The organism is Pseudomonas sp. GL_091 (assembly GCF_057837725.1).
In genome coordinates, this window is the sequence record NZ_CM174451.1 from 3679153 (window position 1) to 3699142 (window position 19990).

The window sequence follows — 19990 nt, forward strand, 5'->3', positions numbered from 1 at the left end:
GAACGACCCTGACCGGAGCCCCGCGACAGAGTTTCGGTTTTCAGGCGTGAAGCCCTCTTCGCGCTACGGCGGCACCGGCTTGCAACGCCCTGCCGATCAGCTCCTCGAAGTGTCCCTGCGCCATCTCTTGCAATGCGGCGGCTGTCACCCCTCGATAGGCAACTAGTGCGTCGATCATTTGCTGCGCGTCGTGGCTGGCGAGCATCTGGCTGCTGTTGACTACAACATTTTTCGCTGCAAGCTGTGCAATTTCCGCAGGCAAGCCTGCGACCATCGCCTGATTGGCCAGCGCCGTCATCAATAATGCTGGAAAGGCCGGTCCGGTTCCCGAGAGTACCGAGAGATAATCGATAAAATCCTCTTGCTGAACCTGCGCAGCAGTGCCCACGCATTCGAAAAGACGCTGCACCAGGTTCTTCGTCGCGGTTTCCATTTCTCCCAGGCAATACCAGGGAGTAAAAGACTGCTGGATTTCTACCGCGGCATTTGGCATCGCACGCACGACCTCGGCAGCAGATGTCTGCACAGCAATCGCCTGCGCTGTAATACCGGCCATCAGAGAAACAACGGTTTTTCCAGTCGCATTGATATTCAGGTTGGCAAAATGCTCGGGTCTAACCGCGATGATGACTACGTCGCTGCGATTCACCAATGCTTGGTTATCCGAGATCAAGCAAGCGCCTTGTTGTGCCAGCGGATGGATGCCGGAACGGTTTGAGATGAGAAGGTTGCCAATCGGCACCAACGCCTTCGCCAGTACGGCCTGCGCGATCGCGCCCCCCAACCAGCCCGTTCCTCCAATTATTCCCAGCGTTTTATTGTCCATCGGTCGAAGCCTCTTCGAAGGTGTCAATCAGGCAGACGAGAGTGTCGGCCTTTTTTCGGCGTAACAAAGTTTCCCTTAAAAGCCATCCAGCGACGCCACTGCATCACAGAACAATGTTGGGCCGTTTGTAGTGACTGCACACAGACGCGCTACAAAGCCAGAAACTTGAATAGCAACAGCGCCCCCATCCCAACTCCCAACGTCAGAACCGTATTTCGAGTCTTCCAAGCGACCCAGGCAGCAATAATGGCGGCGGGTATCTGGGGGTTATTCAACACGAACTCATCCTGTCCATTGGGGTACACCACAGTGGGCAGAACGAGGGCGGCCAGCACACTCGCCGGTACGTAAAGCAAGGCCCGACTCAGCAGCGCCGGGATTCGCAACCGGCCATACAGTTCGACAAATGAGAGACGCATGGCGAACGTTCCCAGACCGACCGCCAGAAAAAGCCCCCACAAGGCTAAATCGCTCATCGCGTTTCCCTCTCGACGTCATGGTTCAGCTCATCACTCGATGGGCTTTTGCGAACACTCTCGATCAGCAGACCCGCCATGACACCGCCAATGGAAGCTGTTATCAGCCCAAGGTTGTAGGGCATATCGACTGCGAACACGGCAAGTAGGCCGCCGACCATTGCGGCGCCCAGACTCGCCGCGTTCCGTATGCCGGGAACCAGAAGCGCCAGAAATGAAAGTGGTATGGCAAAGCTTAAAGACCAGGTCTCGGGGATACTTGCGCCCAGATAGACGCCCGCCAATACCGACAATTGCCATGACACCCACATAGCAATGGCGGTGCCGGCATAGTAGTGGTGTGCGAATTGTCCAAGCTCGCCAGAGGACAGTTTGAGACTGCACAGCGCGTAGGACTGGTCAGAAAGCAAGTAGCACACCGGCCACGTCCAGCGCCGGGGTAAATGGTGCAGATGGGGGGCCAGTGACGCGCTGTACATGATGAAGCGCAAGTTGATGACCAGCGCCGTGACAGCAATCGCCAACGGCACCACACCCGTATGGAGCAATTGCAGTGCGACCATCTGAGCGGATCCTGAGTAGAACAGCAGCGTCATACCAATGGTCGTGCCAGGCGACATGCCCAAATTGATCGCCATGACCCCCGTCAGCATGCCGAATGGAACAACACCGGGACTCAATGGAATGAGCGCCCGCACACCTTGCATGAACGCTTCCCTTCCTGTTCGGTAAGGCATTTCGACTCCTTGCTGTTTTGTTCGCGAACCGGTTCGTTCGATCGGGATCTTCGGCCTGTCTGATACTTGATTCCGGATAAGCTAGGGCTATTCCACGCACCTGCGCAGACGTTCACCACCCTTTGGCTTGCCAGTGGTCCGCAAAGCATCGTGCTGTAGAGTGTGGGCCCAGAACCCGATGGGTATAACCGACTTTTTTTTCGAGCAAACAGGTACTTTTTGTTATGGCTAAAAACTCCCAACCTGATCAGGCCCTGCTCTCAATGCCGTCATTCAAGGCTATGAGATCCTTTGTTGCCGCCGCCAAGTATCAGAACTTCACCCGGGCTGCCGAAGCTCTGTGCGTCACCCAGGCGGCTATCAGCCGTCAGATCCGCGAACTTGAACTCTATTTGGGGAGCGAGTTGTTCAAACGTACAGGGCGGGAGGTCAGGCTGACAGCCTCGGGCACAGCACTCTTCGATGCTGCACGACTGTCCATGCTCAACATATTTCAAGCGACTGAGAGAATCCGGCGGGAGAAAAGCGATAAACGAACCCTGACCCTATGCTGCTCACCCGCCCTATCGGCACTTTGGCTATCCCACAGATTGAAAGACTTTTTCAGCGCCAATCCTGATATCGACCTGAATGTCATCACCACTCAGCATTTTCTGGTCATCGAGCCTGGGATTAATCCCGACATTTTCATAACCCAGACGAGTGATCTACGCCCCGGCTACCTGCGAATCCCCTTGTTCCATGAGGTCGTCTATCCCGTCTGCACTCCTCGCTATCTGGAGGCTCACCCAGAGCTGAGCACCTTGGAGGGCATGCGCAACAGCGTATTGCTGGACCTGAACCCGTATGGCCGTTCCCAGCTGTCAGAGCAGCTCGACTGGAATGTGTGGTTCGCTTTCCAGTCCCTTGATCTACAGATCCCGGCCTCAGAAAGCCCGCAGTACTTCAGCAGCAATGACTACAGCCTTCTTGTGCAAATGGCACTGGATGATCAAGGCCTCGCTTTGGGCTGGGATCATCTGGTAAGACATCTGGTGCAGGAGGGGCGCCTGGTTCGACCTGTAACGGAGGAAATGACGGTCAGTGAGGCGGTTCAGTATTTGATGATCAATGAAAAAAAGGCCGAGGATCCGGCGTGTCGCCGCTTTAAGGATTGGCTGATCGCTCAGTTCAAGTGAGCTAGGGAGTTCGGAAAAATGATCTGCGCGACATCGCGACGGATCAAGTCAGTAACGATGATCCGTTTACCGAAGGCTTCACCATCGGCGACATCTGGGTTTAATACCAGGATCCAAGGCCGGCATGAAAACACGCCGGACTTAGCCGCCTCAGCGCCTGAGCGAATACAGCCCCCCCAGCACCACCAGCAGCGCTCCCACCACCAGAGTGGTCTCCAGCGCTTCGCCGAACCACACTACGCCCAACACCGAAGCGAACACCAGGAGGGAATAATTGAACGGCTGCAGAGTTACCGCTGCCGTGTATTTCAATGCCTGCAACAGCAATAACTGGGCCATCACGCCGGTAATCGACAGCACCAGCATCAGCACCGCTTCCAGCGGCGTAGGCATCACCCACTGCGGCAGACCGATCACTGTCGAAGCGACCGCACCCCAGAAGCCCATATACAACATGTTGGTGCCGAAGCTATCGGCGCTGCTGATCTTGCGTGTGAGCACGTTGAAGCAGGCAAACATCAAGGCCGCGACCAAGGGAATCAGCGACGCGGGGCTGAACACGCCCATGCCGGGCTTGAGGATGATTAGCGTGCCGGCAAAACCGATCACCGCCGCCAGGCACTGTCGGAGGCTGAGCTGTTCACGCAATGCCAAGGTAGCCATGGCCATGGTCAGCAGAGGAAAGACGGCGTAGATCGCATGGGTCTCGGCCAATCCCAAATAGCGCAGCGCCATGCCGAACACGAAAATCTCGAACACCCCGAACAGCGAGCGGGCTAGCTGCAGCCAGGGATGGGCGGCTTTCCGAGCATTGCCCACTCCGCCCTTCATCCGCACAAAACACACCGCGAACACGAGGAACACCAAGTAGCGCACCATGACCAGTTGCGCTACCGGCAGGTCCTTGACCAATATTTTGGTGATCCCGTCCTGCGCCGCGAAGATGAACATCGACAGCAGGCACAGCATGATGCCAATACGTGTTCCCTTCGCCCGCCCTGCTTCACTCATTGGCTGCACCACTGTACTCATGATGGCAAGCTCCAGGCGCAATCATTCATCCCACACGTCCTTAAAAACCCGCACCCAGTTCTCCCCCATGATCTTGCGCACCATCCGCTCGGGATGGCCGCGCCTGAGCAAGGTCTCGGTGAGGTTGGGGAACTCGCCGACAGTACGGATGCCTAGTGGATTGATGATCTCGCCGAAGCGAGTCAAGCGTCGTGCGTAACCCTTGTCGTGGGTCAAATACTCGAAGAACTCCTGGCCGTGCCCTTGAGTGAAGTCGGTACCGATACCAATGGCATCCTCACCGACGATGTTCATGATGTATTCGATGGCTTCTGCGAAATCGTCGATGGTTGCATCCACGCCCTTGGCCAGGAACGGAGTGAACATGGTCACGCCGACGAATCCGCCATGGTCGGCGATGAACTTCAACTCAGCGTCAGTTTTGTTGCGCGGATGCTCCTTAAGTCCCATGGGTAGGCAGTGCGAATAGGTCACCGGCTTGGTCGAAGCCAGGATCACCTCCTCACTGGTACGCGAGCCGACGTGGGACAAATCGCACATGACGCCGACGCGGTTCATCTCAGCCACGATCTCTCGGCCGAAACCCGACAATCCGCCATCACGCTCGTAGCTACCCGTACCGACCAGGTTCTGCGTGTTGTAGCAAAGTTGCACGATGCCCACGCCCAACTGCTTGAAGAGCTCCACGTAAGCAATCTGATCCTCAAAGGCATGGGCGTTCTGGAAGCCGAAGAGGATGCCGGTTTTGCCGAGTTCCTTGGCCTTGCGAATGTCGGCAGTGGTACGCACCTGCATGACCAGGTCACTGTTTTCGCGGATCAGCTTCTGGCTGGCCGCAATAGTGTCCATTGTCTTCTGGAAGCCTTCCCAAACCGAAACGGTGCAATTGGCGGTGGTCAGACCGCCCTTACGCATATCCTCAAACAACTCACGGTTCCATTTAGCGATGACCAGACCATCGATCACAATGCTGTCGTCGTGTATTTCGCGCGCATTCATGCCACGTCTCCCTTTTCAATGAATGCGTGGGCCAACCCCACGCATCGCTTATCAAGCATCAACCCGGATAGCGGGCATCGTTTAAACCACCCGACGTCTGCGCACCTGGCTCGTCGTGCAGGGAAATACGCGAGGTTTCTGGCAACGCTAGCCCTCCCGCAAGTGCCAGCAAGGCGATGACCACGAGATAGAAGGCCGGTGCCAGGCTACTGCCGGTCTGGTTGATCAGCCATGTGGCCACCAGCGGTGCGGTACCGCCGAACAGCGTGTAGGCCAGGTTGTAGGTGATCGCCGAAGCGGTGTAACGGGACCGGGTGGGGAAGGTTTCGGAAAGCAGCGCGGCGGTGACCACGCCCGATAGCACCGCGCCCACCGCGAGTAACATCACTCCGAAAATTGCGGCCGGCACTTGTCCGGAACTGGCCAGCCAGTAAGCCGGGAACACCGTCAGGATCACCCACAGGCAGGTCGTGGCGACTGTCCAGCGCCGGCCGAAGCGATCCGAGAAAGCCCCCGCCGCCGGGCACACACCGGCAGCGAACAGCAGCGCCACCGTAGAGACCATCAGTGACTGCGCACGGCTCAGATGCCCCACCACCTGCAGGTATGTGGCGAAGTAGGTGGTGAACATGTAGAAAGATAACGCAGTCAGCGAAATGAACGCACCAAGCCGCAGGATCGAGCCCTTCTGCTGGCGCAATGTTTCGCGAAGCGGCGAATGGGCGTGAGGTTTGTCTTCGGCCATGGCGTGGCGGAAAGCCGGGGTTTCCTCCATTTTCCAACGCAGGTATAGGCCCACCAAACCCAGCGGTGCAGCCACCAGAAACGGCACGCGCCAGCCCCATGTGTCCATCGCTTCGGCCGACAGACTGGCCTCCAACAGATAGGACAGCACTGCCGCACAAGCGAAGGCCGAAAAGGTCGAGACGGGAATAAAGCTGCCATACCAGGCACGTTTGTGATTCGGCGCATGCTCCATCAGATAAGCGCAGGCACCGGCGTACTCGCCACCAGCGGAAAAACCCTGGACACAGCGTGTGAGCGTAAGCAGCACGGGCGCCATCAGACCGATGCTCGCGTAAGTCGGCAACAGGCCGATCACCGTGGTGGCACCGGCCATCATCAGTACAGTGGCCGACAGTACGCGTTTGCGTCCCACACGATCACCGAGCGTACCGAACACGATGCCACCCAGTGGCCGCAAGGCAAAGGCAACCGCGAAAACGGCGAAGGTCTGCAGCAAGGCGGCGTTGGGGTCTGCGCTGGAAAAGAACTGTTTGGCGATGGTGGTGGCGAGAAATCCGTAAACCGCGAAATCGAACCACTCGACGAAGTTACCCACTGCGGCGGCAGCGATGACCTTGCGCAGAGTAGCCGGCGACACATTGACTGTTTCGCTCATTGTGGTGCTCTCCTTGATTATTCTAATTAAATAAGATGGGCAGCCAAGAATTTGGAACCAATATGTGCAGCGTTCTTGTTGTGGTGTTACTTGTTGCGCTACTGCAAACAGCCATCACCGACCTGCAGACGAGTGCTCGTGGTGATAAGCTTGATGCAATCATATGCACGCGGCCCCTGAGCGACCAGACTTCCTGATCACCTAGGTAATCGGCGTTATTGCATTCATCAAGTTGCGAGAGAAACGGTCGTTATGCGCGAAGAAGATTGCCTGAATCCCGAATATCTTCTTCATCATTTACCGGTCGCCGTGATCATTGCCCGCAATCGAGTGATCCTGAACTGCAATGCCCTGGCGCTGACAATGTTCCGCGCCAGCGATGTACAACTCACTGGGGCGTCGTTCGCGATGCTGTACCCCAAACAAAAAGACTTCGAAACCGCAGCGGAACACTTCGGCCCCCTGCTCTCGCGACATGCCGATTTTCATGAGGACCGCTTGATGCGCCGCTTGGACGGCACGCATTTCTGGGTGACCGTTCGCGGTTACGGCTTCAACCAAAGTAATCCGTATGAACTGGCCGCCTGGGTGTTCACCGAAGTGGATACCTCGGAACACGAGGGATTGAGGGAGAAAGTGAGCCTTACCTCACGCGAGCGGGAAGTGGCCGCGCTTCTGGTAGACGGCTTGACCAGCAAGGAAGCTGCGAAAAGCCTGGGCATCAGCCCCAGGACCGTAGACATCCACCGCGCCAGCCTGCTTCGCAAATACGCGGTCAATTCCACACCTGAGCTGATTCGGCGGATCGTCAACTAGATCGCGACACCAGACATCGCGTCACGTACTGGCAATCTTCAGATTCAGATGCGCACCGCCGGCATTCTTGTACGGCGTGATGTCTTCCAGGCGGCGCAGGAATTCGCTCAACTGGCAAATCTCGAGTTTCTCAATATCTCCATTTACGCTTCAGACTTTGACATCCATAAGATGACCAACGCAGGCTTTCCAGCGGATTGAATCAAGACACTTAGCGAGCTTGGCAACATTCCTCCGATCTGACGGAAGCAGACGGAAATTATCTATCGTAGGCAAAGCGTAAAGGGTGCTATGTACCGAAAAGTGAAAATCTGAAGCTCTCGAGGCGTATCGGAAATTCCTTGCCAGACTTAAAGCTGCCCCTCGAGATGCAGATCTGCGTCAACAGGCCTAAACCATCAAGCCCCATGATTTGACAGCCAATATCAAAAAGGCTGTCAAACCTGCTCAAAAACGTTTTCACACAGCCTGGGTCGATAGCTGTCCATCAGAGAAGGCAGCTATCGGCCAGGTCGTTAAAAATGCTAATCGACCTACTCACAGTCGTCTGCATTGATGCCGCTTCGGGGTTACCTACGATATTCGCAGGCAAGGACTTTTAAGAATCAGAATAATTTCGATGGTGAGTGATGCCCCGTCGCTCTGACTTGATGCAGTGCACCCAACCATCCTGAAACTCTCAACGCTTTGCACCTCCTGGGCCGGCTCGAACCGCTGGTATTTGCCATGTAGCACAGCAGCGCATTTTGAGGCTAGGCGGTAAATAGATACTTGAGTGTGGCCAACGAAGACACCCCACCGCGACTGTTAACAGCATGGGCAACTTCCATGAAGCCAGAATCGTGAGAAACAGCGCGATCAGCTCCTCGGGATGAGGTGAAACGAAGTGCGGTGCAATGGCGGAAATGAATACGCAACCGGGTACCGCGTCCATCACGGCCCTGGCCCGTGCACTCAACTTGCGATTTCTCAGTAATAAAAAACCGGACACCCGCGTTACGTATGTCGACACCCGCGTTACGTATGTCGCCAGAGCCATACCAAGGATCGTGAGTAATGATGCCGTAATGTTCATTCGGCCACCGCCCACAGGTACGAGGCAATCATCCCGGCCAGCGTGCCAGCCAGGACGAACCAGGCGCCTGGCATAAATAGGTATACCGCCGCCGCGACGATGAGACTGACCAGCCATGGGCGAGCGAAACGAACACTCTTCCACATCCCCCTAAGCAACACGATGAAGACCACCGGAAATGCCATCGCAAAGCCCACCCAGACCGGGTAGAAGAAAAAACAGGCTCCACAGTAGTAGTGCCAACTGAATGCGGGCTGATGTTTGTTCAAGGAGCACCGCAATGTGTCGGCGTAGCTGATGGCCCATCCCTCATCAGCCATGAAAAACAGCGCGGGTATGATTTTTCGTTTTGGCAGATGTTGTAGGTAGGGAGCCAGTGCGGCGCCCATCACAATATGCCGTCTGTTGATCAGTAAAGTGATCAGCACAATCATCAAAATGGGTGGCGGCGATGCCCATAACCCTCAACCTTTGATGTCGTGGCACCGTCCCGGTGCCCGCTAAAGTGTCGTGCATCGACATGAACTAGGAGCACCGCTCTGATACCATTTCATGATGTTCTCTTCCCAGCAGGGAGACAGGGAGACAGGGAGACAGGGAGACAGGGAGACAGGGAGAACATAAACCCCGGCAGGGCCAACCTCCGGGGTTTGTCTTTGCCTTAATTGCGATTGCTCTCCCATGGCACGCCCAGAGTTTTCCAGTCCTCCAGACCTATCGGGTTGTCTACATCAGTAAGCGAATTTTACTTCTCGATACAACGATACAAACGTATCTTTGAAACGGAGAGTTAAAGACTCTCTGAATCTGCGGGTTCAGTGGCTTCAGTCTGTCTTTCGTAAGATTGATGTCACGCTTTCCCGTCTTTTGAGCGGTCTTCTTGAACGCGTGCAAATGGGAAGAGATCGTATGCGCTGCATAAACTGCGGATTCGAGAATCCCTCCGGGGCCAACTTCTGTGAAGCGTGCAACGCCAGGCTGTCTCGCAGCTGTCCGCGCTGTGGTCATGAGGCGGGCCTTAGCGCCAAATTCTGCAGTGAATGCGGCGCGCCGATGACCGATGCGCCTGCTGTACCATCACTGCCCCCCTGGCCCGTTCCAGGGCCATCTCCAGCCCCCATTCATTACACGCCCCACCATCTTGCCGAGCGCATCCGCGCCGAGCAGGCAGCCATGGAAGCCCGGGGCGAGACTGCCGGTGAGCGTAAGACCGTCACAGCACTGTTTGCCGACATGGCCGGCTCCACGGCATTGATTCACGACCTTGATCCGGAAGAGGCACACCGCCTAATCGAGCCAATCGTCGCGCTGATGATGGAAGCCGTCCACCACTACGAAGGCTACGTAGCCAAAACGCTGGGCGATGGCATACTCGCGCTGTTCGGAGCCCCCATCGCACATGAAGATCATCCGCAGCGGGCACTGTTTGCGGCACTGCGCATGCAGCAGGCGATGCGCCGACATAGCGATCGCATTCGGCTGGAGAAAGGTATTTCGCTGCAAATCCGCGTCGGCATCCATACCGGAGAGGTCGTCGTACATTCGATCCGCAAGGACAATTTGCACACTGATTACGATCCGGTTGGGAACACGATCCACATTGCATCCCGAATGGAGGGAATCGCCGCACCCTCGTCAATCCTGGTGAGCGAGCCCACCTACAAACTGGCGGAGGGTTATTTCGAATTCAAGGCCCTGGGGGCCGCCCAGGTCAAAGGCATTCCCCAGCCCCTCGTTGTGTACGAGCTGCAGGGGCTCGGCGCGTTGCGCACGCGCCTGCAACTTTCGGCACATCGCGGGCTGGCTAGGTTCGTCGGTCGCCAGATCGAGCTCGACCACCTGCATCAGGCGCTCGAACAGTCCAAAGCGGGCCACAGTAAGGTCGTCGCGGTGGTAGGCGAGGCCGGAGTCGGGAAGTCACGGCTGTTTCATGAGTTCAAGGTGCTCTCGCGGCGTGGCTGTTTGGTGCTGGAGACGTTCTCGGTGTCGCACGGCAAGGCCTTTGCCTATTTCCCGCTCATCGAGCTGCTGAACAACTATTTTCAGATTACCGCCCAGGACGACGAGCGCCGGTGCCGGGAAAAGGTTATGGGCAAGACGCTTACGCTCGAGCGAAGCTTCGAGGATCTCGTGCCCTACCTGCTCTATCTGCTGGGTATCGGGGAACGCAGTTCAGTGCTCGCGGAAATGGATCCTCAGATCCGGCGCGATCGCACCTTCGATGCGATCACTCAACTGCTGGCGCGCGAGAGCCGCGATCAACCGATCGAGCTGCTGTTCGAGGATTTGCAATGGCTGGACTGCGAGACCGAAGCATTCCTCGCGTACGTGATCGACCACTTGGCGAGCACCCCGATCCTGCTCCTCGTGAACTACCGGCCCGAGTATCAGCCTGTTTGGATGCGCGCGGGCCATTGCAGCCAACTGCGGCTCGAACCGCTGGGCCCGGTGGAAGCACAGGCGCTGCTGGCGACCCTGCTTGGGGACGATCCCTCCCTTGTTCCCCTCAAACAGCTTGTCATGGATAAGACGGAGGGCAACCCGTTCTTCATGGAGGAAGTGGTGCAAACGCTGGTCGAGGAGAAACTGCTTCTTGGTGAGCCCGGTCAATATCGGATCGAGCAAACTCCGGCTGCGCTGCATATTCCCACCACCGTGCAGGGGGTACTCGCCGCCCGTATCGACCGGCTTCCCGTTGCGGAGAAGGAATTGCTGCAGACCCTCGCCGTTATCGGCAAGGAGTTTCCGTCCAGTCTCATCCAGTGCATCTGGGATGGTCAGGACGTTCGGATAGACAACGATTTGTGCAATCTGCTCGCCCGACTGGAGGCCGCAGACTTCATTTACCAACGGCCCGCATTTCCGGAGGTGGAGTATTCGTTCAAGCATGCGCTGACCCAAGAGGTCGCTGGACGCTCGCTATTAACGGAGCGGCGTAGCGCGCTCCACGAGCGCACGGCGCAGGCCATCGAGGCGCTGTTTCCCACTCGCATTGCGGATTACTGCAGCGAACTGGCGCACCACTACAGGCTGAGCGGCAATGTCCCGAAGGCTGTGGAATACCTACAACGTACCGGGCAACAGGCCCTCCAGCACTCTGCCCAACTCGATGCAATACGTCATCTCGACACCGCGCTTGAATTGCTCATGCATTTGCCCGACACGCCCGCGCGGACTCATCAGGAACTGACGTTACTACTCTCTTTGGGGCCGGCCTTGATGGCTGTGCGAGGCTATAGTGCGCCCGAGGTGGCGACTACCTACACCCGTGCATTGGAGCTGTGCACACAAGTCAGCGACGACTCAGTGCTCTTCCCTGCTCTGCTGGGGCTGCGGACTTATTACGAGTTGCGTGCGCAATACTCAACTGCATGCGAACTGGGTGAACGATTGCTCAGTGTTGCGCAATCTGCGCAAGATCCGGACTTGCTCGTGGACGCTCACGCTGCACTCGGGGCGACATTGTTTTTCCAGGGTGATCTGCGCAATGCCCATGAACATCAGGAGCGGGCGCGTGCCCTCTACATCCCAGACCGTCATCGCACACATGCCATTACGTACGGCATGGATCCGGGTTATGCCCTGACATTTTCGGCCTGGAGCCTTTGGTACTTGGGTTTTCCCAATCAGGCAAGCACGCGCAGCAGGGATGCCCTTGCTCTAGACAAGAAGATTTCCCACCCATTTAGCTTGGCCTTCACCCTGTCCGCTGCGTCGATACTGGGACAGTTTCAGCACGACGTGCAACTCGCCGAAGAGTGTGCAGATGCTGCCATCAAGCTTTCACTCGAACGAGGGTTTCCGTTTTATTTGACATGGGGAAATATTCTTCAAGGCTGGGCCCGCGCCGAGCATGGAAACATTGACGAGGGAATTGCTCAGATAACCAAAGGTATCGCCACTTACCAAGCAGCCGGAGCAGAGCTTGGATGCTCTTATTTTCTGGCCCTACTAGCCGCAACTCATGGGCGCGTAGGGCAACCGCAGGCTGGATTGGATGCCGTGACCGAGGCTCTCGCTATGGTGAACAGAACAGGCGAGCACTTTTTCGAAGCAGAGCTGTACCGGCTTAAGGGAATTCTTACTCTCCAATGTCCAGGCGAAGGCAGACAGGATTCTACCGTGCGGCAGGAAGCACAAGCATGCTTTCACAAGGCAATCTCGGTCGCTCGGCAACAAGGGGCAAAGTCACTCGAGCTACGAGCCACAGTGTGCCTTGCTCAGCTATTGGAAACACAAGACAGGGAGGCGGCCAGGAAAATGCTGGCCGACATTTACGGTTTCTTCACCGAAGGCTTCGACAGCGTTGATTTACTACAAGCCAAGGCGCTGCTCGATGCATGGGCATCAAGCGGGGGGTGAACGAACGATAATGCAAGGTGCTGAAAGGAGCATCGGTATTTCGTCGGCGAGCGCGTGACGGGGCGAAGCGTCGCAACATGTTCCAATTCGGTTCAGCACCGACGAGGAGTCCAAGAATGACCACAAAGAATGGAAAGCCTCGGAGCAGTGACGAGCGAAAGGCGGTGGCGCTGGCTTTGCAGGGTGGCGGAATGCACGGTGCATTCACCTGGGGCGTTCTCGATCGGTTACTTGAAGACGGCAGGCTAATCATTGAAGGGGTTAGTGCAACCAGTGCCGGCGCGATGAATGCCGTCGTGCTGGCCTACGGTATGTTGCAAGGTGGCGAGGCCGGCGCGCGCCAGGCGCTGCATGATTTCTGGTACGCCGTGGCGCAGTCCGCCGAGCGTCATAACCCATTGCGCTGGATGCCATGGCTAAAAGGGACACACAGCTTCGGTCTGGACTATTCACCCATGTATACGTTCGCGGACATGGCTCTTCGGATATTCTCGCCGTACCAGTTCAATAGCCGCAACTTGAGTCCATTGCGAGATGTGCTGGATGAGCAGGTAGATTTCGCAGCATTACGAAGCCAATGCCCGTTCCACCTCTATTTATGCGCGACCAATGTGGAGTCGGGGAAAATACGCATTTTCACGGGCGAGGACGTCTGCCCCGAAGCGGTGCTTGCTTCGGCCTGTGTGCCGACCTTGTTCCAAGCGATCACAATCGATGGGCAGTACTACTGGGATGGCGGTTACATGGGCAACCCGGCCATTTTCCCGTTGATCTACCACTGCCATACGCGCGACGTGGTGATTGTCCACATCAACCCACTCGTCCGCCCGGGAGTGCCCATTACAGCCGCCGAAATCCTCAATCGCATCAGTGAAATCAGTTTCAACTCGTCGCTAATGCGCGAAATGCGCACGATCGCCTTTGTCACCGACCTAATTCAGCAAGGCAAGATTGATCGCAATGAGATGAAGGAGATGATTATCCACTCCATTAAGTCCGACGCGGCGATGTGCGCGCTCAGCGTATCCAGCAAGTACAACGCGGACTGGAATTTCCTTTGCAAGTTGCGCGACAACGGACGGAGCGAGGCCGAGGCATGGCTCACGGAAAATTATCGGCACATTGGCGAGCGGTCGAGTATCGATATTCGAAATGAGTTTCTGTAAACGCAGCCATACAATGGGAAAGGGTCTGGCATCAGCATGAACGCTCGCACAACGGGTACCGCGTCCTAATGCTGCGCGCGACTTCGCCACTTAGATGGGACTAGGCTACTTTCCAGAGGCCGGGCTGAGCCATAATTTTCGGCTGCTCCGCTTCAATCTCAGTTGTTGCAAGCAGTCCCTATTGCGATGACCGATTTGAATATACTGTTAGGTAACTACTGAAAAGAGATCCGTCATGTCCAAACTCGCCGAATTCCGCCAGCTCGAAAAACACCTCGCCGATCAACTCCAAGCGCTCGAAGCTCTGAAAGGTGATGTTGGCCTGAAGAAAGAAATCGAATTCGAGACCAAGCTACGAGCATTGCTAGGTGAATATAGTTACAGCCTGAAAGACGTGATCAACCTACTTGATCCGCAATCTGGCCGTCGCGCTCCAGCCGTTGAGTCCAAAGCCGGTACCCGTAAGCCGCGCCAGGTAAAGGTCTACAAAAACCCTCATACCGGCGAAGTCGTCGAAACCAAAGGCGGCAACCACAAGACCTTGAAGGAATGGAAAGCTGAGCATGGCTCCGCGACCGTTGAGTCCTGGCTGACCAAGTGATGTTGGTTTGAGAAAAAAGGGCCCTTCGAGGGCCCTTTTTAGGTTTATACACCTTCATGAAGATATCGCGGTAACCTCTGCGAGGCTTTGGTTCTGAAGCGCCCCACCAAGCCGTTCAACTCGCCAGACAATTGCGCCAAGTTACCAGAGTCACTGCGAGCGGATTGCGCGAGCTCTTCTACAAGTTGCGCATCGGAGTGGATCTGAATGATATGTCGATTTATATCCTCAGCCACTTGATGTTGTTGCTCCGCCGTGTTCGCCCCACTATTTACCGTACACCGTCCATAGCTGATCAACCCGCGTCGTGAAGCTCTGGCTCATCATCTCCCGGCGCATCCCCCAATCAGGATTGGTCGGCACACTAGGCAAGCGCAGTGTTCCCCAGCCCCATCTCTCATTGATGGAGTCCAGCACGGTCATGACTTTTTCAGTAGCGACCGGTTGTGAGATAGAAAACAGGTCATCGGTATACTCACCTTTTTGGCAAAGGTTGAGCAGGAGTACCTCCGCTTTGCTGTACTTGAAACCTGGTCGAAACACTCGGGCAACAGCCTCCACCGCCGCCTTCGTCATCAGCCGCACATCGTCAGTTGGATACGGCAATTCAACCAACACACCATTGGTGTACTTTGCTTCCTCGGGATTGAACATGCCGGTACGAATGCTGACCCTGATCTTCTTGCATAGCGACTGCTGCGCACGAAGCTTCTCCGTCGCTCGTGTCATGTAGCTGGCGGCCGCCTCCATGATCGGCGCGATCTCTGTGAGGCATTTGCCGAACATGCGGGAACAACAAATCTCCTGCTTGGGTGGATCAGGCTCATCCAGCTCAAGGCATGGTGTACCTGTTATTTGCGTCCCATTGATGCCCCGTCATTTTTTCAACGACTGGAATTATGGAGTTAACTCGCGTACTGCCCTCCCCTGCAGGTCGAGCAACGATGGATAGCAAATGCCTACACAGCCCTAGTCAAAAACGCTCTCAGCGTTCATCCACGGTGGGCAATTCAAAGGCGTCACTCAGTTGCTCCTCACGGATTGTTTCGGCTACCGCGGCAATTTGACTCCGCATCCAGCGGTGCGCCGGGTCAGCATGGCAACGCTCGTGCCACACCTGTGACACGATGAAGTCCGCGACGTCTACCGGCGGTTCGAGTACTTGCAAAGGCACAATGCTGGCGATGCGGCGCGCGGTCAATTCGGCGATCATGCCGATCAAATCAGACTGCGAGACCAGGATGGGGGCTAATAGAAAGTGCGGCACAGTCACAGAGGTATGCGCATGAATACCGAGCGTTTCATAGACTCCATTCACCGCTTCTTTCACCGCGCCGTAGTTGCTGCTGACGCGCAAATGCTTTCCCGCACAGAACTGTTCAAGCGAAATGGCACCATCAATATCCGGGTGACCGATTCGCACGATTGACTTCAACCGATCCGTAAACATTTTCCTGCTGTAGTAATTCGGCGGGGCCTTCTCTTCATTCCATAACACCAGATCGATATCTCCGTCTTTCAGAGCAATCAGGTCGTCCTGCGGTTTTAGTGGTCGGATATCCAACTCGACCCTGGGGGCAATCTCAATCAAACGTTGAACCAGGGACGGCAGCAGAATGAAGCTGATGTAGTCGGTCGTGGCGATGCGAAACACGCCATTGAAGCTCGCAGGGTCGAAGCCTTTTGCCGGGCGCACAAGGATTTCCAGGGCTTCGAGGGTCTGCTGCAACGGTTTGGCCAACTCAAGCGCACGTGCGGTCGGCGCCATGCCTCGGCCCATCGGGACAAACAGCGGATCATGGAACAGGTCGCGTAACCGGGTGAGCGTGTGACTGACCGCCGACTGCGACATGTTGAGTATCTGCGAAGCACGCGTAACGTTGCACTCCTTGAGCAGGGTTGCGAACACTTGCAGTGACTTCAGATCAACGTTTTGCACCAGGTGTTTCCTCTCGTCCATTAGCGCTTGCGCTGATGGCGCGCGAGTCGTGCTGATAATAGTCCTAGAGGCCAAAAAAACAGCAGCGCCGGGTCAGGGTTTCCATGTTATCTCAAAAAAAAAGCGGGCGACGCTGTGGAGACCGTCACCCGCCAAGGGTCACCCCAAACTTAGTACACGATTACGGAACGGATGGATTCACCACGCTTCATCAGGTCGAAGCCATCATTGATCTGCTCGAGCGTCAGACGGTGCGTGATCATGTCGTCAATGCTGATGCGGTTTTCCATGTACCAGTCGACGATCTTCGGCACGTCGGTGCGCCCACGTGCTCCGCCGAAGGCCGAGCCCTTCCACTCCCGGCCCGTGACGAGCTGAAATGGCCGGGTGCTGATCTCCTCGCCGGCGGCGGCGACGCCAATCAGAATCGACTGGCCCCAGCCCTTGTGGCAGCACTCAAGCGACTGGCGCATGGTGTGGACATTACCGATGCACTCGAACGCGTAGTCGGCTCCACCGTCGGTGAGTTGGATGATCGCGTCGACGACGTTTTCGACCTCCTTCGGGTTAATGAAGTGGGTCATTCCGTACTTGCGCGCCATTTGCTCGCGTGCCGGGTTGATGTCGACCCCGATGATTTTGCCGGCACCGACCAGCTTGGCACCCTGGATCACATTGAGACCAATACCGCCCAGGCCGAAGACCACCACGTTGGCCCCCGCTTCGACTTTGGCGGTGAAGATCACCGCCCCCAAACCGGTCGTCACGCCGCAACCGATGTAGCAGACCGTATCGAACGGCGCGTCTTCGCGGATTTTCGCTAGCGCGATCTCCGGTACTACGGTGTAGTTCGAAAATGTCGATGTGCCCATGTAATGCAGGATCGGCGTGCCGTCGAGCGAGAAGCGGCTGGTTGCGTCCGGCATCAGCCCGCGCCCCTGTGTCGAACGGATCGCCTGGCACAGGTTGGTCTTCTGCGACAGGCAGAACTTGCACTGACGGCATTCGGGCGTATACAGCGGGATCACGTGGTCACCCTTTTTCAGCGACTTCACGCCAGGACCCACGTCGACCACCACGCCGGCCCCCTCGTGACCGAGGATGGCCGGAAATATGCCTTCAGGGTCGGCGCCTGACAGTGTGTAGTAGTCTGTGTGGCAGATGCCGGTGGCCTTGAGTTCAACCAGGACTTCACCCTCTTTCGGGCCTGCGAGGTCAACGGTCTCGATTGTCAGTGGGCTGCCGGCTTTCCAGGCGACTGCGGCTTTTGTTTTCATTATTAATACTCAGCAAAGGGTAATAGTTGATGCAAGTTCGAGCGGGCAGGCAGCTATTGCGTACTTTCCACTGCGGAAATCACTACCTTTTCTTTACGGGAGCCGCTCATGACATTGAAAAAAATGTTCAGCACCACGGCGGTAAGAGCGGCCAACAAAATACTGCTATGCAACAACGGAGCTAGTTGCGGAGGGAATTTTTCAAAAAAGTCAGGATTGATCACCGGTAACATGCCAACACTGACGCTGATCGCAATAATGTAAGCGTTGAATTGATTGTCCACGAAGTCGACCTTGGCCAACATGCGAACACCGCAAGCGGCGATCATGCCGAACATGATCAGGCCCGCCCCGCCCAGTACATACGGCGGCACCGAGGCGACCAGTGCGGACATTTTCGGGAACAGCCCCAGCAACATCAGGATCACCCCGCCCATCGCACAAACCCAGCGACTGCGCACACCGGTAATACTGACCAAGCCGACGTTCTCTGCATACGACGTATAGGGGAAGATGTTGAAGATCGCGCCCACCAATGTGCCCAAGCCATCCGCGCGAAAGCCGTTGACCATCATCTTTTTATCGATCGGCTTGCCAACTATCTCGCCCACCGCAACGAACATTCCGGTCGCTTCGATGAAGGTCACCAACATCACGATGGACATCGCCGCAATCGCCCAGAAGTCGAACTTCGGCATCCCGAAATGAAAGGGCAACACCAGACCAAACCAGTCAGCGCTGTGCACAGAAGAGAAGTCGACTGCCCCCGTGGAGGTCGCCACGATCATGCCGAACACCAGCCCCAACAGCACCGCGATATTGCGCAGGAAGCCGCTGAAGTATTTGGTGATCACCAAGATAAAGGCGAGCACGAGAAACGACATGCCGATGAATTGCGGATCGCCAAAATCCGGATTGCCAATCCCGCCGGCGGCCCAGTTGGCGCTGACGCCCATCAGACACAGGCCCACCACCAGAATTTCTGTACCGATCACAACTGGCGGAAAGAAACGCAATAACCTGGCCATCAACGGCGCCAACAAGATGCCAATGATGCCGGACACGATCATCGAACCATAAATACCCAACAGGCCTAACTCGGGATTGGTACCGATTGCAATCATCGGCCCGACCCCAGTAAATGAAACGCCCATCATGATTGGCAACTTGATACCGAACCAGCGGATGCCGATTGCCTGAACAAGTGTGATCAGGCCCGAAACAAACAAGTCAACGCTAATCAGATACGCGACCTGTTCCTTGGGCAGGTTCAATGCCATGCCGATAATCAAGGGGACCGCCACCGCGCCGGCATACATCACCATGACATGTTGCATACCGAGTATGGTCAACTGCCCGGCAGGCGGTACTTCGTCGACCGGGGCACGCGAGTCGCTTGGGATATAGCGCTTGGTATTCATTTCTTCTTCCTCTGTCGTCGATGCGACTTTTTTTATTGTTTATTACAAGGATGTTTCGAAGACTCCCGACATCACGATAAAGCCGGGCAGGCGTTTGATACGGTCAGTCCACCTTCTAAGCGCGGGATAGTCGATCAGCGAGATACCGCCCTCGTCGGACAGCATCACGTAGGGAAAGCAGGCGATGTCGGCGATGGTCGGGTGATCCCCGCGACAGATCCAACCGGCGTTCTCACGTTCGGAGAACCACAGTTGCTCGTCGAGCACCCTGAACAGCAGGTGGGCGCCGGCGCGAGCCTTGTCGGCATCGAGTTCATAACGCAGCAAGTCATGCAGGCGAGCCGCCGACGCGGTGCCGGTGATGCCGTCAGCGAACGCCAGCCACATATTGACCTCGCCCAGGCTTTGCGCGTTGCCGGTCGGATACCACTGATCACTCGCGTCGTAGCGTGCAGCCAAATAGCTCAGGATCGCCTGTGCGTCGCGCAGCACAAAGCCGTCATCATCGAGCACTGGCAGTTGGCCAAGCGGGTTGAGCGCGAGGAAGTCATCGCTCTTGTGTTCCTTGCCCGGGAAGAACTCGATGCCGACTTTCTGGTAGTCGAGACCGAGCATGTTCATGAAGAGGCGCAACTTGTAGCAGTTGCCTGACAGTTCGTAGTCGTACAGCGTGATCATTTTCA

General features: G+C 56.3%; 16 protein-coding genes and 4 pseudogenes. 6 read left to right on the forward strand and 14 right to left on the reverse strand.

Annotated features, from left to right (window positions below):
- Window positions 1-40: 40 nt before the first annotated feature.
- The 3 genes from AC3ITY_RS16760 to AC3ITY_RS16770 all read right to left on the reverse strand — a co-directional run bounded on the left by AC3ITY_RS16760 (window position 41) and on the right by AC3ITY_RS16770 (window position 2039).
- Entirely contained in the window at window positions 41-826 is a 786-nt protein-coding gene (locus AC3ITY_RS16760) for a pyrroline-5-carboxylate reductase family protein (RefSeq protein WP_489303749.1), read from the reverse strand.
- 149 nt (window positions 827-975) lie between these two features.
- Complete coding sequence (locus AC3ITY_RS16765) at window positions 976-1302, reverse strand: AzlD domain-containing protein (protein ID WP_489303751.1); 327 nt, start codon at window positions 1300-1302, stop codon at window positions 976-978.
- Complete coding sequence (locus tag AC3ITY_RS16770; RefSeq protein ID WP_489303753.1) at window positions 1299-2039, reverse strand: AzlC family ABC transporter permease; 741 nt, start codon at window positions 2037-2039, stop codon at window positions 1299-1301. The genes AC3ITY_RS16765 and AC3ITY_RS16770 overlap by 4 nt, the downstream gene beginning before the upstream one ends.
- A gap of 224 nt (window positions 2040-2263) precedes the next feature.
- On the opposite strand from AC3ITY_RS16770, the gene AC3ITY_RS16775 reads away from it, so the two are divergent.
- Window positions 2264-3217, forward strand: coding sequence for a LysR family transcriptional regulator (locus AC3ITY_RS16775; protein ID WP_489303755.1), 954 nt, complete (start codon window positions 2264-2266; stop codon window positions 3215-3217).
- A gap of 150 nt (window positions 3218-3367) precedes the next feature.
- On the opposite strand, the gene AC3ITY_RS16780 is transcribed toward AC3ITY_RS16775, so the two are convergent.
- The 3 genes from AC3ITY_RS16780 to AC3ITY_RS16790 are packed head-to-tail and all read right to left on the reverse strand — an operon-like array spanning window position 3368 to window position 6650.
- Entirely contained in the window at window positions 3368-4228 is an 861-nt protein-coding gene (locus AC3ITY_RS16780) for a DMT family transporter (protein ID WP_489303757.1), read from the reverse strand.
- A 42-nt stretch (window positions 4229-4270) separates the two neighbouring features.
- On the reverse strand, window positions 4271-5248 hold the full coding sequence (locus AC3ITY_RS16785) for a dipeptidase (RefSeq protein ID WP_489303759.1): 978 nt from the start codon (window positions 5246-5248) through the stop codon (window positions 4271-4273).
- A 58-nt stretch (window positions 5249-5306) separates the two neighbouring features.
- The gene (locus tag AC3ITY_RS16790) at window positions 5307-6650 is read right to left on the reverse strand and encodes an MFS transporter (RefSeq protein WP_489303761.1); all 1344 of its coding nucleotides are present in this window, start codon (window positions 6648-6650) and stop codon (window positions 5307-5309) included.
- Between the two features lie 252 nt (window positions 6651-6902).
- On the opposite strand from AC3ITY_RS16790, the gene AC3ITY_RS16795 reads away from it, so the two are divergent.
- Window positions 6903-7466 (forward strand): helix-turn-helix transcriptional regulator, encoded by a 564-nt coding sequence (locus AC3ITY_RS16795; protein WP_489303763.1) that lies wholly within the window; start codon window positions 6903-6905, stop codon window positions 7464-7466.
- 679 nt (window positions 7467-8145) lie between these two features.
- On the opposite strand, the gene AC3ITY_RS16800 is transcribed toward AC3ITY_RS16795, so the two are convergent.
- Window positions 8146-8541: an AzlD family protein gene (locus AC3ITY_RS16800; RefSeq protein ID WP_489303765.1), complete on the reverse strand. Its 396-nt coding sequence runs from the start codon at window positions 8539-8541 to the stop codon at window positions 8146-8148.
- Window positions 8538-8951: pseudogene (locus AC3ITY_RS16805) on the reverse strand (AzlC family ABC transporter permease); the annotation flags it as partial. The gene AC3ITY_RS16800 and the pseudogene AC3ITY_RS16805, both read right to left, overlap by 4 nt.
- 499 nt (window positions 8952-9450) lie before the next feature.
- Here AC3ITY_RS16805 and AC3ITY_RS16810 point away from each other — a divergent pair.
- The 4 genes and pseudogenes from AC3ITY_RS16810 to AC3ITY_RS16825 all read left to right on the forward strand — a co-directional run.
- Window positions 9451-9576, forward strand: a pseudogene (locus AC3ITY_RS16810) (double zinc ribbon domain-containing protein); the annotation flags it as partial.
- An 18-nt stretch (window positions 9577-9594) separates the two neighbouring features.
- Complete coding sequence (locus AC3ITY_RS16815; protein WP_489310901.1) at window positions 9595-12903, forward strand: adenylate/guanylate cyclase domain-containing protein; 3309 nt, start codon at window positions 9595-9597, stop codon at window positions 12901-12903.
- 116 nt (window positions 12904-13019) lie between these two features.
- Window positions 13020-14069, forward strand: coding sequence for a patatin-like phospholipase family protein (locus tag AC3ITY_RS16820; RefSeq protein ID WP_489303767.1), 1050 nt, complete (start codon window positions 13020-13022; stop codon window positions 14067-14069).
- Window positions 14070-14304: 235 nt separating this feature from the next.
- Complete coding sequence (locus AC3ITY_RS16825; RefSeq protein ID WP_489303769.1) at window positions 14305-14670, forward strand: histone-like nucleoid-structuring protein, MvaT/MvaU family; 366 nt, start codon at window positions 14305-14307, stop codon at window positions 14668-14670.
- Window positions 14671-14714: 44 nt separating this feature from the next.
- Here AC3ITY_RS16825 and AC3ITY_RS16830 read toward each other — a convergent pair.
- From AC3ITY_RS16830 to AC3ITY_RS16855, 6 genes and pseudogenes are all read right to left on the reverse strand, one after another.
- Window positions 14715-14933, reverse strand: a pseudogene (locus tag AC3ITY_RS16830) (hypothetical protein); the annotation flags it as partial.
- A gap of 4 nt (window positions 14934-14937) precedes the next feature.
- A pseudogene (locus tag AC3ITY_RS16835) lies at window positions 14938-15528 on the reverse strand (DUF4113 domain-containing protein); the annotation flags it as partial.
- 127 nt (window positions 15529-15655) lie between these two features.
- On the reverse strand, window positions 15656-16609 hold the full coding sequence (locus AC3ITY_RS16840; protein WP_489303771.1) for a LysR family transcriptional regulator: 954 nt from the start codon (window positions 16607-16609) through the stop codon (window positions 15656-15658).
- A gap of 170 nt (window positions 16610-16779) precedes the next feature.
- Window positions 16780-17889, reverse strand: a complete 1110-nt coding sequence (locus tag AC3ITY_RS16845; protein ID WP_489310903.1) for an S-(hydroxymethyl)glutathione dehydrogenase/class III alcohol dehydrogenase — start codon at window positions 17887-17889, stop codon at window positions 16780-16782.
- A 50-nt stretch (window positions 17890-17939) separates the two neighbouring features.
- Complete coding sequence (locus tag AC3ITY_RS16850; RefSeq protein ID WP_489303773.1) at window positions 17940-19307, reverse strand: nucleobase:cation symporter-2 family protein; 1368 nt, start codon at window positions 19305-19307, stop codon at window positions 17940-17942.
- 42 nt (window positions 19308-19349) lie between these two features.
- On the reverse strand, window positions 19350-19985 hold the full coding sequence (locus AC3ITY_RS16855; RefSeq protein WP_489303775.1) for a glutathione S-transferase family protein: 636 nt from the start codon (window positions 19983-19985) through the stop codon (window positions 19350-19352).
- Window positions 19986-19990 lie beyond the last annotated feature (5 nt).